Consider the following 13,137-nt stretch of genomic DNA (forward strand, 5'->3'; position numbering starts at 1 on the left):
TAAAATCCTTACATTCGCCAATCTGTTGGTGGTGCTTCTCTATAGCTTGATTGCTGTTCATAGTTATTTGTACTTGAATTATCAGTAGTACGACTAGACGTATAGACGTAGTCACCAAGTAACCCTGCTTCTTTAGCCTGCGCACATTGTCTAAGTGCATCAGCACCTTCTGAGCATCCATTTGATTTATCAGGTTGATCGATATACATATTGGCTTGGTGATTAAATTTCTTCTTATAGCCTTCAATGCGTTCAATACCTAATTTGCATCGTTCTTCATCAAACCAAGCATTCTTCAAAAGCCTGCGTGTTTGCTGAACACCTGTTGTGAGTAAGGTAATGCGTGGAATGACCACAAAATTATGACCTGGTAATAATTCTTCAAGCATTTCTAATACTGACTTGTTGTAGTCGCCAAGTCGTTGATGTGCTGCATCATGTGGTAAAAAATGGGTGTGGTAGAGATATGGTTTATCTTTGATCAGTTTTGCGTAAAAGCGTAGGTCTTTAAAATGATCTTCATCATAATCAATGAAACGATCTTGATTATTTAGTATCTGCTCGTACCAAATAGCACAACCATCATGATTACCAATGTCCCAAAAAGTATTTACAGGAATATCCAAGACTTCAACTTGAGTAATACCACCGCGTTTACGCAGCTCAAGCATGTCATTGGCATAGTAGTTCCCTTCTGTGGAAACTTGGAAAGCCTCATCTGGGAATGACGGATACTCTTGCCACATTAAAGCTTGATCGCCAGATAAATCGTTATCACGTGTTGATACATACCAAGCACGTTGATCTGGATCAATATTGATCCTTTTACCTAGGTTTTTGGATACAACGATTTCAATATGATCAAAAATATTATGATCTTTTTTGGATATAACCACTTCTGAAGAATCGATACGGTATTTCGGTTCTTCCCACCAACCATAAAAATGCAGCCTAAAGTCTTTAGGTGTAAGCTTTTTACGTGATGCAAAGTTCTTTTGAGCAATCTGAACCTTATCAAAGAAGTCACCACCTCGACCTTCGGCAGTTGACTCAATTACACATATTCCTGTTGTTGGTACTGCAGGTAATGAACCTGTACGAACTTCTTTTGCTTTACCTGGCGATTGGGCACAAATTTTACCGTATTCAGAAATAAGTAAGCGATGTAGAGTACCGCCACGGAATGATGTAGCCACAGAGATTTTAGAGCCGTTATGCGCGAACTCCATCTCAGTACCATTATTTGTTTTGAGCGGAAAGCGTTCTAATATTTCAGGCGGTAAATTGTCATACGCAAATTTAATCTTATCGCTAAAGATATCACTGACAGTCTCAAGGTTTTGGGCAATAACACCGCAATGCTGATTTGCATTAAATAAAGCGTGGTCAAGCCACAATATACAAATCAGTGTAGTAAAACCTAACTGACGCGCTTTTAAAATAATATTGCGGTACCACAAGCGATTTAGAAATTTTTTCTGTGCATCATTTGGTTTAAAAGGTAACTCATATGTAGGGGCTTCTTCGACTTGCCCGAACTCATTTACGAAGTCATCACCTTTAATTTTGATTTTATACAAACACCCACTAAAAATACGCCAAATGGGATCAGCAAGGCAGCGTTCTAACTCTTCCTTGTTCGTTGGTAGTGGCTGTAAATTAGTGTTATATATCAATTTTCACTCCAATTTGCACAATATTTATGCATTTTTGAAGCGTGTACGCGCATGAAATTAAATTGATGTGGGTGATTATTCGCTTTATTCACGTAGATGCTCCATATTCTGGATCATCAGCAATTGGCTTAAATGCAGAACTGTTTCCTGTACTAATTCTTTCAAGTAAGGAAGTTAATGCATCAACTGGTTTGTTGTTCTCATCATCAAGTCCAAATGCTTGACGCTCTAAAGCAATCAAGGTTTTAAGTGTGTCGCTTAAATCCTTCATGGACTTCACACGACCGGGCATTGAAATTACTTTTTGATATATGTCGTTTAATGTATCTTTCCCTTTGTCATCAGGACACCACATCAAATCACCAAGTCTAATCAGTAAATCAACATGATCTTCACCAACCATTTGCTCTAATTCATCAAAAAGACTCATTGCAATTCGTCTAGAACGTTGAATATCCTTGCGTTGATTAATACGGACATGGGTTAACTGGATTGCCGCATCTTCAATAATTTCTTTGTCACGTTTAATGGTTACAGGTGTAACCTCTTCCGTAACCATTGCTTGCGTAACCATTGCATCAGACTTGGCTTTAATCTTTTCTGCTAGGTTCCGTGGTATTCCAAGCTTTGTAAAATGCTTAATAATTGCAGCATGAGAAACTTTCTGACCAGTTTCTTCCTCATACACAGCAGCTAATTGACGCGGACTGAGAATCCCAGCTCTCCATCCACGTTCAATGCGGTCATAGTCAATTTTTTGTCTTTTTTCAGCCATATCATGTAAACCCCTTGATATGGCAATATTCTTTTTATTTGGTTGGAGTGTCGAACCTTAGAGGGGGAACTTAAAGAAATTTTTCAACCTGAAGTGTTTTTTCCAATACGATTGCTTCTTCAGTTGACATACTATCAAATTTATTTATTTTTTTAAGAAGTCCATTGAATGATGCTCCCAATGATATCCCATTGACCAATAATGGATTAAATACAAAACGATCATGAAACTTATTAGATCTGTAGCATGAGATTTTCAAATTTGGGTTTATTTTATTAATTTCTGTATGTAATAAAGTTTTAAATTCTTGATCAATTTTATTACTAAAAATAATAACCATTTTTTCTACACCCTCTAAGCAAGGCTTGAACATAGAAATAAAAAAATTAGCTTTTCCAATTTTCTCATCTAAGTCCTCGTTTAATGTTGATGAATAAAAATAAGGGTCAATAATAAATAAATCTGAAGTAACATTCATTTTTAAAACACATTCATGGAATTCTTTGGTTACTTCATCTATTAACTGATTTTTATCGTTAAATAGTTGAGGAGCAACTAAATAATGCATTAGCACACTATTGCGATTTCTCAAATTAATTATCCTTAAAATTAAAAAAGTATAATTTAAAATTGATGATCACCAAACCTCATATTGGTTTACTGATCAAGTTTTTAGGTAGGAAAGTCTAATCTTAGGGGCTTTTTTGGCTAAAATGTAAATTAAAATTTATTTAATCAAATAATTTATACATTGGAATAGATGCCCCTGATTTTAAGGCAAATTGAGACATTGGATCTTCTTGTACTTTGTATCCATATTTCTCAAATAATGGAACCAAGTCTAAAGCTGCTGCTGTTAAAAAACACCTTCTTATTCCTTGTTCATTACAATAGTTTTCAACAATACCCATAAACTCACCCAAAAATCCTAAGCCTTTAAATTCTTGATATATATACCTTGGATTTACAATTCTTTGGTAAGGATTAGAAAAAGCAATATCTCCAATTAATAATTCATTATTAGATGTCACAATTAATAGAATTTCTGCGAAATCATTGAATTCTAATGAACTATCATTAACTCGACCATAAAAATATAAAATATCATTAATTACTTCCTTACCTACAATTTTATTAATTTCTTCACATAATGAAACTGGTGGTGATGAAATAAAATTAGCAATAGCATAGGGGTTAACGTTTTCCAATTGCCGACTGGCAATTTGATGCCATATTGATAAACCGACCTGAAATTCTTTAGATCTGAATTTTTCACAAAATTCCTGAAATTCATTTTTCCCGTATTTTTCAAGTATCAACTCTTTATCGTTAAAAAATTCCTGAAATTGTTTAATTTGAAATAAGTTAGCAAGCATAATTATTTATCCTATATAATAAGTAAAACTTCTTTCTCAAACCCATTTGAAAGAAAGTCTTACCCAATTATAATAATGTAATGAATAAAGACTGTCTTTAAAAAATTATTAAAATTTATATCAACTCTCCCTGCTTCCCTACATCCAATAAATCTCCTACCTGTTTTGATAATTTACGTACTTGCCCAGCTACTTCACTTTGGATTATTGCCATATGATGGCCTAACTCAATGTTGCTGTATTGCATTGCTTCGCCTATCAATAAGTTGCCCAGATTGCGTGCTTCTCTTGGAGTGAGAGTTAAAACAGCAGTATTAACGCTGCCTATCTCAATACTAACAGTACCATCAGGCAATATTGTTTTAGACATCAACCGCGCTGTACGATGCTTGATTGCAGGAACAAAAACACCACGCTGTACTCTTATAATCTGTCCAGTGTCTACCAAATATGAAAGTCTGTCATCGATAATTGATAATTTTAGATTTGTAAGATCAGCCAGTGTTGTTCGAGTAACAATCTGTTCTTGAGAATGTAGATCCTCTATTGCTTCCATAACAATTTGAGCGTTTGTACGTAAATCATCAGACTTCATAGTCATAGCCTTACTCCATATTTCTACAATTAAACTTCAACAACATCGATATTGTGAATCATCTTCATCAGCTTACGTTTGATGATGTAATCTGGTGTCTTATGACCTTTGGCATCTTCACAAACAAACTGTCCTTCACTGGTCCAATAAGCAAAATCCGCAACATAATCGGTACCACGTACTTTCACACCACATATTTTTTGTGCTGGTATCAGCTTGTATCGAACCTGAGTCTGTAAATCCTTAATTTCTCCAGCACGTTGTAGGACGATGAGATCATTTAAGCGACGATATTCATGTTTAGAGTCAGCCACCTTTTCCCCATCGATTACAACTTTATGATTCCCATACTTTGGCTTTTTGGGTTTATTGTAGCGTTGATGCAAAAGTCTTTTGATTTGAGTTGGAGATAAATTCATGCTCTACCTGCCTTGGTGTTTTTATTAATAGCCTGCATCTGAGCCATCAACTCAGGTGGACAAGTTGTAGTCTTTCTAGCATCGTCATTAGGTGTTTTTAATGTTCCAACTGTATCAGTAAATGTCTGAATATCCCCCATCAATTTTGCTTTTGATACATTGCGTATATACATATCTTTGAATGCCTTAGCCTGTGATTCAGCACGTGGATTAATCTCATCAAATCCTTTCTTAAATTCTTTAAGCGTCTTTAAAACCTGTTTGCTAATGGAAATGGTTTGTCCAGATTTCTCGTATGCCAATGCTTGTTGCCATGCTTCATTTTCAGTCAGCCAATGTGAACCTTGTAAACACCAAATCTTAAAATCTTGAATACATGGTGGCCATGGTTCTTGAAGCATTCGGTTGTACCCATTTTCAATCTGCCATGATGTTAATCCTGAAAAATCCTCAATCATTGCTTGCTCAAGCTCAGCTTCATCAACTGCTGCCCATTGATCAGTAAATTTCTTACCGTATCGGATTCGCATTTTGTCAATTAAGCGACGCGCTTCATCAAGGGTGAACTCACGCATGACCCACCTCATCAATCAGAAAGCTCTTTGTAGCTACTGGTACCACATCGATAATTGATGATTCCTGATATCGTTCTTCACGGATTTTTTTACCGTAATTCTTCCAACGATTTACATTTTCCTGTTTAGCTTGATATGCCGATGGTTGTGTTGATACCTGTCGTTTTACAATCGTTTGCTCATTCGCAGTTACTTTCGTTTTGCGAGCAATGACCTTGTGTTTGTTGTTGTTTACCCATGTTAGCCAAGATACCGCCCACTTTTGAGCAGATTTGGATATTTGCTTACCGTAGTCATTCGATGAAGCAAACCAATCTCCAAATTCATCAAACAAATTTTCAATATCCTGTTGCTCAAGATCAGGATGTCTTGGTTTAGACAACTCGATAAAATCCGATTTCAGTGTTGGATATTTTTGACCAAGTTCAATCACTGAGATTTTGGCAAGATCAAAATTGTGGTACTGAACAAAATGAATTGGAGGTGGTGAAATTTTTTCCTCGTGCGTATTACTACTACGTTCTTTTGGTAGTTCTATTGGTTGTTCTTGGTAGTTAGTGTGACTCTGCGTCACTGCTTTTTGCACCAAAGTCACTGGTTGGTGCATGAGAGTCACTGGTTTAATGTCGTCAGAGTCACTGGTTTTATCCTTAAAGTCACTGCTTGCATTTGCTAGTTTGTGACTAAACATTATTACTTTTTTAAGATTTTCCACATCAAAACGATAAGATGATCGACGACCATTTGAGCGATCTACAACCAATATTCCTAATTTTTCGATGTGCTTAATGTGTAAGCCAACTACCCGATTTGATAGTCCAGTATCTTCCATGAGAGTTTGAACAGATGGAAAGCACTCACCAGTTTCATAATTAGCATATGAAGCAAGTGTTATTGCCACCAACTTAGTCGTTGGTGGCATAGAGATTTGGCGTACAGCTTTAACAAAGTTGAAACTGCTCATGTAAAACTAACTCCTTTTATTGAGTTATAAGATATGCCTTGTAAAGTGAATAAAAGTGACCTCAAAACTCATGGCACTTCACCTTTTGATTCAATTGCTCGTTTATGGTATTTCTCTACGTCATTGCCTTTCACGTAAACAGCATCAGGTGCCACACCTAAATCAAACTCGCGCTTTTCCACTTGAGCAATCAAACAATGCTTACACTGTTCTTCTTTAAATTCAGTGCATTTGCCTGCGCATGTATGTTCTAATAAATTAGTCATGTTCATTTTCCTGATAGATGATGAATGCTTGAAGCTCGATCTGATCCATCGGGCTTTTTTAATGCTTTGAAAAAGTTGAATACATTCCTGAATACGCTGGAATACTTTGTATTCTTTGATTTTTCTACATGCTCAGATGATGATTGACCTGTCTCTATTTCGATCTTTTTATCTATGGCATCTCTTAACCACTTCGCACGATCACTACCTTGGTTTTCAGCCAACGAATCTATTAATTCTTGTACTTCAAGTGGCACGCGTGTTGACATGGGCGCCAACAGTTTGCGACTGAATACGATCATTATTTCTGTATGCATAAGTTTTCCTCTTAACTTTGAACTGTCTCTCTTAACTCAATCCAAATTTCTTGATAATCCCTTGGGAAAAGGTCTTTTCGTGTACAGATACCACGATCCTCAGCTATCACGGCTAGGCGAATTTTTCTATCAGTAGGAATAGCTTTCCAGCCGCTAACTGAAGGTCCTGTAATACCTAATAGCCGTGCAACTGCATTACATCCACCTAAAGCTTCTATAAGTTGGTTGTCATTCATGTTGCTCTCCTATAACAAAACAATTATTAGGCATTCCTTATAATTAATCAATAGGCACACCTAATTTAATTCATGTTAGGATTTCCTAATGATATGAGAGTTATTTATGAAGACACTTGCTGAAAGACTTAAATATGCTATGGAAGTTTTACCACCCAAAAAAATTAAGGGTGTTGAGCTTGCGCGAGCTGTTGGTGTTAAGCCACCTTCTGTGAGTGATTGGCTTTCAGGTAAATCTAAAACAATGGAAGGTGAAAATCTTTTACGTGCTTCGAAACATCTAAATGTTAATCCTGTATGGTTAGCAACTGGAAACGGTGAAATAAAGTTAGACCAACAAAATAATTCTGGTAATTTTACAAATGGTTCATCAAATCCAGATTTACGTGCTCTAGATAATAATATTGCACCTGTTACTGCTAAATTATTACCAGTTCTATCTTGGGTTCAAGCAGGTGCAATGACATCTGTAGAAGCAATTAATCTCTCAGAAATTAATGAATGGTTACCGCCATTAAGTCATGATGATCCTGATGGTTGTTTTTATCTTAAAGTTGTTGGTATAAGTAATTTTCCTACTTACATAGATGGGGACTACATTTTAGTAAACCCTAAATTCCAAGTAAGTGATCTTCTCTCTGAGGATTTGATTGTTGTTAGAAATAACACTGATGCAACTTTTAAAAAATTAATTATAGAAAGTGACGAACGTAAATATTTACAAGCACTTAATCCAAATTTCCAACCAAATATAATTGAATTCGAAGATGGTATGGAACTCGTTGGTTTAGTTATTGATGCATTTAGGCCGCTAGGTGCATCAAGACCTAAACGAGTAAGAAGAAGTTAAAATTATTTGTAAGCGGAAAGTTGTATGACTAATAATAAAAATGTTTTTGGTAAGTATAGTAATAGTTCTTTTACCAATAGCATGTGTAAATTAATCACACAAAAGACATTTTCTTTATTGCAATATTATACAGCACAATATAAGGATTTCCATAAAATACTTAATCCATATGCGAACCCCAATATACTTAATAACTTATCAATTAAAGTTTTTGATGATATGAGCGAAGAAGGTTTGATTAATGGATTTGATAGATTAATCGATACAATACTTCGAGAGCATTTATTTTATTACAAGATTAAGGCTATTAATCTCAGCAAATCAACCTTTGGCGATTTTAGTGAAGAAGCTATAGGTAAGGCTATAACTCAAATAATTGATACAAGAATCTCAGAATCTTTTTTTTCTGAAAATAATAATATTAAAAATCAAACTACATATTCTAGTATAGCGAATCAGTATGTATATATACTTTATAATGAAATTTTATATAAAGAATATAATACTCATATCTATAAGATTGGTTGGACAACTAGAACTCCACAAATAAGAGCCGATGAAATCAGTCAAGGAACTGGTGTCGTTGGGAAATGGCTTGTAGGCCACCAATGGAAAGTTGAAGATGGGTATTGGTTAGAACAACGGATTTTTCAACACTTCGCACAATATCGCCTTCCATATAGCGAGCAATTTAATTTTAAAGGACAAACCCTCGAACAAGTTGCTGAACAAATTAGCCGGTTTATCCATAATCATGGAGAATCACCTAAACAGGCTGCTGAAATTGCAAATATCCAAAAACAACATGAATTAAATCTAGCAGAATCTATTTATAAAAAACAATTAAGAAAAATTGAAGAAGAAAAATTTTATGATACTGAATGTAATAGAGTCAAAGAAGAAATTTCTAATAAAATTCAATTATTAATAGAAGGTGAAATGAAGCCAATATTGGAAAAAAAAGAGCAAATAAATAGATGGTATTACATTGTTATAGGAATAATTGTAATCCCTTGGAGTATTGAAGATTCTGAGTTTTGGATTAGTGGATTAATTGGTGGTTTTTTTCTAACTTTTATTAGCGGTTTTATTTTATCTAAAATATTTGAAAACAAAACACATGAAATCACAATTAAAGAAAAATACTCGAAATATCAAATCCTACCGAATGACCTTGAAAAGTTAAAAAAAATAAAAAAAGAAATATTTCAAAAATAAGACTCAAATCTCATATTTTGTATCCTACATCATGACCTGCACATCGCAGGTTTTTTTTCGATTTTTAAAGAAACTTAGGTAAACCTAAAAATAAATTAGGAATACCTATTGACTATTTAATTAGGTTTACCTAATATTTATCTCACACAATAACCCAATGTGAGATAAAAAATGTCAAATCAACCCACAAACGCTAAACAATTTGTCGGCGACTTAGGCGCAGGAACTTTTGCAAACCAATTAGGTGCTGCTATCAGCATGGTTGCTCAAGGTGCGGTAGCACACAACAAAAAAGGCCAAATTAAAATCACACTTGATATTGCTCGTATCGGTGATTCATCCCAAGTAGAAATTGCCCATACCCTTGCCTATGTCGAGCCAACAGCAAAAGGTAAACGTGCAGAAGACACAGCCTCAAAAACTCCAATGCATTTGAACGCAGGTGGTGACGTCACATTATTCGCAAACCATACAAGCCAATTATTCACTGAAGATGCTTAATTAAGCCCTACTTCGTTTAAGCACTTTAACTAACCATCCAATAGGTAATAGAAATGGAAAACTCTGCTAAAGAAATCGTTGAACTTGCACTTCCAGTCAATGATTTAAGCCGTGGTGAACTTGTTGCAGTTCATGAGAATTTCAAAGTTCATGATTTAGAACAATTTCAAGCTGGTCGAAACCGTGCACGTGGTGTTTTAAAAACTCCATCTTTTGAAGACTTTAAAACTTATGTTTTAGGTTATACGCAATCTGAAAATTGTGTTCCTGAAGTAAAAATCTATGCCCCTGTATTTGTTGACCACAAAAATGTATCTGCAACAGCAATCTTAAACTTCAAAGTTGTAGGGTTGTCTCAAGGCCACTGTGATCATAAGGCGGTTTTACAACTTGAACCAACAGTAGTTTGGGAAAAACTAAACCAACTTAAAGATCAAAAACTTAATCAAAAACGTTTCGCAACACTTCTTGAAGATTGGGCTTCTGTATTCATTTCAACATCTGAAGCATATGAACCTATCAATATTGCTGAGGCAATTAACGCAGTTCGCAATATGAAAGTTGGTGCTTCCTCAACTACGGATTCATCAGTTTCAAATTTGCAAGAAACTCGTTCTGTTTTCGACAAAGTAGAGGCTTCAAGTACAACAGGTAAATTACCTTCATATTTCGAAATCAATGATTCTGCATATGTTGGCCTAGATGAAAAAACTATCCGTTTACGTTTAGTGGTGAACAGTTCAGATGGTGAGCCAATTTTCTCACTACAAATCGTGAAAGAAGAACTATTACGCAATGAAATCATTCAAGAGTTTAAAGAAAAAGTAATTGCGCTACTTCCTGAAAATCCTGTTCGAATTGGTACATTCCAAGCGTAAACATAAACATTAGGCGAAAAAAAGCCCCGAAATTTTGGTCGAGGACGGGGCTTCTTTAAAGGATATAGCAAAAGCTATAGGGGAGATTATGAACATGGTTTCATTAAATTTCAAATCCGTTTTGTTCGGTTTAAGTAGTGCAATTGCCATGACAGCGGTATTAGCTTCAGTACAAATGTACCAACCAGCAAAGCTTCCACTTGATGAGCAGCAACAGGTCATCGTTGCCTCTGACACTTATAAAGTGGATGAGCTCGATTTAGGTAAATATAACGATTGTTATCACAATTGCCGCGCTACATTACTCACGGCAAATGATAAATATTTCATCGAAGTAAATTTTGATTTCTCAGGATTTGATGCAGGTAATGGCATTAACCATGCGATAGGAATTCAAATTGATCGCTTAGAACCTGAATTGATTGGTGATGAAGATGGTGAGGTTAACGCCTACTTAGATCGTATCGAGCTTTCTAAGATTAATGATGCTTTGGAAGATTCAATCACCAAAAAATTACAAAAATTGGGAGGTTAACACATGAACACTCAAATTAATCATGCCCAATTCTTGGCAGCTCGTAAGAAAGGTATCGGTGGTTCGGATGTTGCAGCAATTCTTGGATTTAGTCCTTACAAGTCACCCTTTCAATTATGGCTTGATAAAACTGGTCGTTCTGAAGATTCAGATACTCAAAGTGAATCTGCTCATTTTGGAAATTTACTTGAAGATGTAGTGGCAAAAGAGTTTTCAAGTCGAATGAATGTCAAAGTTCAACGTGTTAATCAGCAACTTTCGTTAGCTGAGCTTGGTGAACCGTGGGCAATTGGGAATATTGATCGCGCTGTCATTAACCCTGAAATTGCAGGCCGTGTTTTTTTTAAAAAAGGTCGCTTAACCACAGACCAAGGTTTGGAATGTAAAACAGCTTCTGAATATCTATCTAAATTATTTGGTGAAGAAGGTTCAGACCAGATTCCTGATTATTACCTAACACAGTGTCTTTGGTACATGAAACTTACGGGCTTTCAACTATGGCACCTTGCCGTTCTTATTGGTGGCAACAAATTCCGTATGTACCGTATTGAACGTGATGATGATTTGATTGAGTCAATCTTTCAACAGGTTAAATCTTTTTGGTTCAATCATGTTATTGCCGACACTCCACCTGCCCCTACTTGCTTTGATGATGTTTTACATCGTTGGTCAAAGCATGTGGAAGGTAAACAGGTTGAAGCAAATAGTGAACATATCAAACTCGCTAATGAACTTATCGCTGTTCAAAATCGCCAAAAAGCTAATAAAGCTCGCGAAGATGAAATCAAATTAGCGATCGTTACAAATATGCAAGATGCAGAAATGATGATTAGCCAAGGCAACACCATCTGCTCCTACAAAGAACAATCTTCAACTCGTATCGACAGTACCCTGTTGAAAAAAGAAGATCCAGATTTATTTGCGAAATATAGCAAAACCTCCAGCACCCGAGTTTTCCGTATTTCAAACAAATTTAAAGAAACAATTTAAGGAATATTAATCATGAATGCATTAGTACAAAATACTAGTTTTTTAACACCTTCAAATCTTACTGAAGCAATGCAAATTGCTGATTTGTTGGCAAACTCTGAAATTGTGCCTAAGGATTATCAAAAAAAACCTGGTAATATTTTAGTTGCTATGCAATGGGGAGCGGAAATTGGTTTACAACCTTTGCAGGCTCTACAAAACATAGCATGTATTAATGGCCGTCCTTCGTTATGGGGTGATGCTGTTCTTGCTTTAGTGCGTAACTCAGGCCTGCTGGAACAATTTGAAGAAACACAAACAGAAGATATGGCGACTTGTATTGTTAAACGTAAAGGTCAAAAAGCCGTAACTAAAACATTTAGTAAGGAAGATGCTAAACGTGCTGGATTACTAAGTAAACAAGGTCCATGGACACAATATCCTAAACGAATGATGCAAATGCGCGCTCGTGGATACGCACTGCGAGATGAGTTTACAGATATTTTAAAAGGTTTTGGTGTAGCAGAAGAAGAACGTGATAAAGAAATTGATGTAACTCCTGAACCAGCAAATATTAAAAAACATCAAGGTGCCTCTGGGCTAAAAGCACGCCTTGAACATCAAGGGCAACAACAAGAAAAATTTGTTGAACAAGTTTATACATTCGATACAAGTGAATTATTAGCAAAAATCAATGAAACTCAAACATTAGAGGAGCTAAAAAGTTTAGCTTCTACATTTCCAACCGATTTGGGTGAGCCAGCGCAAACAGAAATTAAAACTGCATATGGTACCCATAAGTTTTACTTACAATTAATCATAGATCTTGAGGCATCAGCTGATACTGAAAATATTAATAAACTTATGGAAGAACGATTTGAACCAAACACTTCACATCTTTCTAACTCTCAAATCGACAACATTAATTCTATATATGAGCGTAAAGAAGCTGAATTAACAGCATAGATTTAGCTTGTTATACAGATG

At 35.5% G+C, this 13,137-nt stretch carries 18 protein-coding genes; 7 read left to right on the top strand and 11 right to left on the bottom strand.

Going from position 1 to position 13,137, the window contains the following annotated elements; all coding sequences use genetic code 11:
* Nucleotides 1-8: 8 nt before the first annotated feature.
* The 11 genes from WFN33_RS02425 to WFN33_RS02475 all read right to left on the bottom strand — a co-directional run bounded on the left by WFN33_RS02425 (nucleotide 9) and on the right by WFN33_RS02475 (nucleotide 7,199).
* Nucleotides 9-1,676, bottom strand: coding sequence for a terminase (locus WFN33_RS02425; RefSeq protein WP_336951204.1), 1,668 nt, complete (start codon nucleotides 1,674-1,676; stop codon nucleotides 9-11).
* Between the two features lie 88 nt (nucleotides 1,677-1,764).
* Nucleotides 1,765-2,451: a hypothetical protein gene (locus tag WFN33_RS02430; protein ID WP_336951205.1), complete on the bottom strand. Its 687-nt coding sequence runs from the start codon at nucleotides 2,449-2,451 to the stop codon at nucleotides 1,765-1,767.
* 70 nt (nucleotides 2,452-2,521) lie between these two features.
* Nucleotides 2,522-3,019 carry a hypothetical protein gene (locus WFN33_RS02435; protein WP_336951207.1) on the bottom strand — a complete coding sequence of 166 codons (498 nt, stop codon included), beginning with the start codon at nucleotides 3,017-3,019 and terminating at the stop codon, nucleotides 2,522-2,524.
* Between the two features lie 163 nt (nucleotides 3,020-3,182).
* On the bottom strand, nucleotides 3,183-3,827 hold the full coding sequence (locus WFN33_RS02440; protein WP_336951209.1) for a hypothetical protein: 645 nt from the start codon (nucleotides 3,825-3,827) through the stop codon (nucleotides 3,183-3,185).
* A gap of 115 nt (nucleotides 3,828-3,942) precedes the next feature.
* Nucleotides 3,943-4,422, bottom strand: a complete 480-nt coding sequence (locus WFN33_RS02445) for a hypothetical protein (RefSeq protein WP_336951471.1) — start codon at nucleotides 4,420-4,422, stop codon at nucleotides 3,943-3,945.
* A gap of 29 nt (nucleotides 4,423-4,451) precedes the next feature.
* Nucleotides 4,452-4,841, bottom strand: coding sequence for a DUF1064 domain-containing protein (locus tag WFN33_RS02450; RefSeq protein ID WP_336951211.1), 390 nt, complete (start codon nucleotides 4,839-4,841; stop codon nucleotides 4,452-4,454).
* On the bottom strand, nucleotides 4,838-5,416 hold the full coding sequence (locus tag WFN33_RS02455) for a hypothetical protein (RefSeq protein WP_336951213.1): 579 nt from the start codon (nucleotides 5,414-5,416) through the stop codon (nucleotides 4,838-4,840). The genes WFN33_RS02450 and WFN33_RS02455 overlap by 4 nt, the downstream gene beginning before the upstream one ends.
* Complete coding sequence (locus WFN33_RS02460) at nucleotides 5,409-6,380, bottom strand: helix-turn-helix domain-containing protein (RefSeq protein WP_336951215.1); 972 nt, start codon at nucleotides 6,378-6,380, stop codon at nucleotides 5,409-5,411. The genes WFN33_RS02455 and WFN33_RS02460 overlap by 8 nt, the downstream gene beginning before the upstream one ends.
* 68 nt (nucleotides 6,381-6,448) lie before the next feature.
* Complete coding sequence (locus WFN33_RS02465; protein WP_336951217.1) at nucleotides 6,449-6,646, bottom strand: hypothetical protein; 198 nt, start codon at nucleotides 6,644-6,646, stop codon at nucleotides 6,449-6,451.
* 2 nt (nucleotides 6,647-6,648) lie between these two features.
* Nucleotides 6,649-6,963 (bottom strand): hypothetical protein, encoded by a 315-nt coding sequence (locus tag WFN33_RS02470; protein ID WP_336951219.1) that lies wholly within the window; start codon nucleotides 6,961-6,963, stop codon nucleotides 6,649-6,651.
* An 11-nt stretch (nucleotides 6,964-6,974) separates the two neighbouring features.
* Nucleotides 6,975-7,199, bottom strand: coding sequence for a Cro/CI family transcriptional regulator (locus tag WFN33_RS02475; RefSeq protein ID WP_336951220.1), 225 nt, complete (start codon nucleotides 7,197-7,199; stop codon nucleotides 6,975-6,977).
* A gap of 106 nt (nucleotides 7,200-7,305) precedes the next feature.
* Between WFN33_RS02475 and WFN33_RS02480 the strand changes: the two genes are divergently transcribed.
* The 7 genes from WFN33_RS02480 (at nucleotide 7,306) to WFN33_RS02510 (ending at nucleotide 13,116) form a co-directional block, all read left to right on the top strand.
* Nucleotides 7,306-8,049: a LexA family protein gene (locus tag WFN33_RS02480; protein WP_336951222.1), complete on the top strand. Its 744-nt coding sequence runs from the start codon at nucleotides 7,306-7,308 to the stop codon at nucleotides 8,047-8,049.
* Nucleotides 8,050-8,073: 24 nt separating this feature from the next.
* A complete protein-coding gene (locus WFN33_RS02485) occupies nucleotides 8,074-9,267 on the top strand; it encodes a GIY-YIG nuclease family protein (protein ID WP_336951224.1) in 1,194 nt (397 codons plus the stop codon).
* Nucleotides 9,268-9,438: 171 nt separating this feature from the next.
* Nucleotides 9,439-9,768 carry a hypothetical protein gene (locus WFN33_RS02490; protein ID WP_336951226.1) on the top strand — a complete coding sequence of 110 codons (330 nt, stop codon included), beginning with the start codon at nucleotides 9,439-9,441 and terminating at the stop codon, nucleotides 9,766-9,768.
* Nucleotides 9,769-9,821: 53 nt separating this feature from the next.
* The gene (locus WFN33_RS02495) at nucleotides 9,822-10,646 is read left to right on the top strand and encodes a DUF2303 family protein (protein ID WP_336951228.1); all 825 of its coding nucleotides are present in this window, start codon (nucleotides 9,822-9,824) and stop codon (nucleotides 10,644-10,646) included.
* An 88-nt stretch (nucleotides 10,647-10,734) separates the two neighbouring features.
* Nucleotides 10,735-11,181 (top strand): hypothetical protein, encoded by a 447-nt coding sequence (locus tag WFN33_RS02500; RefSeq protein WP_336951230.1) that lies wholly within the window; start codon nucleotides 10,735-10,737, stop codon nucleotides 11,179-11,181.
* 3 nt (nucleotides 11,182-11,184) lie between these two features.
* Nucleotides 11,185-12,171: a YqaJ viral recombinase family nuclease gene (locus WFN33_RS02505; RefSeq protein WP_336951231.1), complete on the top strand. Its 987-nt coding sequence runs from the start codon at nucleotides 11,185-11,187 to the stop codon at nucleotides 12,169-12,171.
* A 12-nt stretch (nucleotides 12,172-12,183) separates the two neighbouring features.
* A complete protein-coding gene (locus WFN33_RS02510; protein WP_336951233.1) occupies nucleotides 12,184-13,116 on the top strand; it encodes a transcriptional regulator in 933 nt (310 codons plus the stop codon).
* The last annotated feature ends 21 nt before the right edge of the window (nucleotides 13,117-13,137 follow it).

Source organism: Acinetobacter sp. AS167, from assembly GCF_037152175.1.
Taxonomy (GTDB): Bacteria; Pseudomonadota; Gammaproteobacteria; order Pseudomonadales; family Moraxellaceae; genus Acinetobacter.

Coding starts and splice junctions, on each gene's coding strand:
- WFN33_RS02430 (WP_336951205.1), bottom strand. CDS start 2,451: ATGGCTGAAAAAAGACAAAAAATTGACTATGACCGCATTGAACGTGGA.
- WFN33_RS02435 (WP_336951207.1), bottom strand. CDS start 3,019: ATGCATTATTTAGTTGCTCCTCAACTATTTAACGATAAAAATCAGTTA.
- WFN33_RS02440 (WP_336951209.1), bottom strand. CDS start 3,827: ATGCTTGCTAACTTATTTCAAATTAAACAATTTCAGGAATTTTTTAAC.
- WFN33_RS02445 (WP_336951471.1), bottom strand. CDS start 4,422: ATGAAGTCTGATGATTTACGTACAAACGCTCAAATTGTTATGGAAGCA.
- WFN33_RS02450 (WP_336951211.1), bottom strand. CDS start 4,841: ATGAATTTATCTCCAACTCAAATCAAAAGACTTTTGCATCAACGCTAC.
- WFN33_RS02455 (WP_336951213.1), bottom strand. CDS start 5,416: ATGCGTGAGTTCACCCTTGATGAAGCGCGTCGCTTAATTGACAAAATG.
- WFN33_RS02460 (WP_336951215.1), bottom strand. CDS start 6,380: ATGAGCAGTTTCAACTTTGTTAAAGCTGTACGCCAAATCTCTATGCCA.
- WFN33_RS02465 (WP_336951217.1), bottom strand. CDS start 6,646: ATGACTAATTTATTAGAACATACATGCGCAGGCAAATGCACTGAATTT.
- WFN33_RS02470 (WP_336951219.1), bottom strand. CDS start 6,963: ATGCATACAGAAATAATGATCGTATTCAGTCGCAAACTGTTGGCGCCC.
- WFN33_RS02475 (WP_336951220.1), bottom strand. CDS start 7,199: ATGAATGACAACCAACTTATAGAAGCTTTAGGTGGATGTAATGCAGTT.
- WFN33_RS02480 (WP_336951222.1), top strand. CDS start 7,306: ATGAAGACACTTGCTGAAAGACTTAAATATGCTATGGAAGTTTTACCA.
- WFN33_RS02485 (WP_336951224.1), top strand. CDS start 8,074: ATGACTAATAATAAAAATGTTTTTGGTAAGTATAGTAATAGTTCTTTT.
- WFN33_RS02490 (WP_336951226.1), top strand. CDS start 9,439: ATGTCAAATCAACCCACAAACGCTAAACAATTTGTCGGCGACTTAGGC.
- WFN33_RS02495 (WP_336951228.1), top strand. CDS start 9,822: ATGGAAAACTCTGCTAAAGAAATCGTTGAACTTGCACTTCCAGTCAAT.
- WFN33_RS02500 (WP_336951230.1), top strand. CDS start 10,735: ATGAACATGGTTTCATTAAATTTCAAATCCGTTTTGTTCGGTTTAAGT.
- WFN33_RS02505 (WP_336951231.1), top strand. CDS start 11,185: ATGAACACTCAAATTAATCATGCCCAATTCTTGGCAGCTCGTAAGAAA.
- WFN33_RS02510 (WP_336951233.1), top strand. CDS start 12,184: ATGAATGCATTAGTACAAAATACTAGTTTTTTAACACCTTCAAATCTT.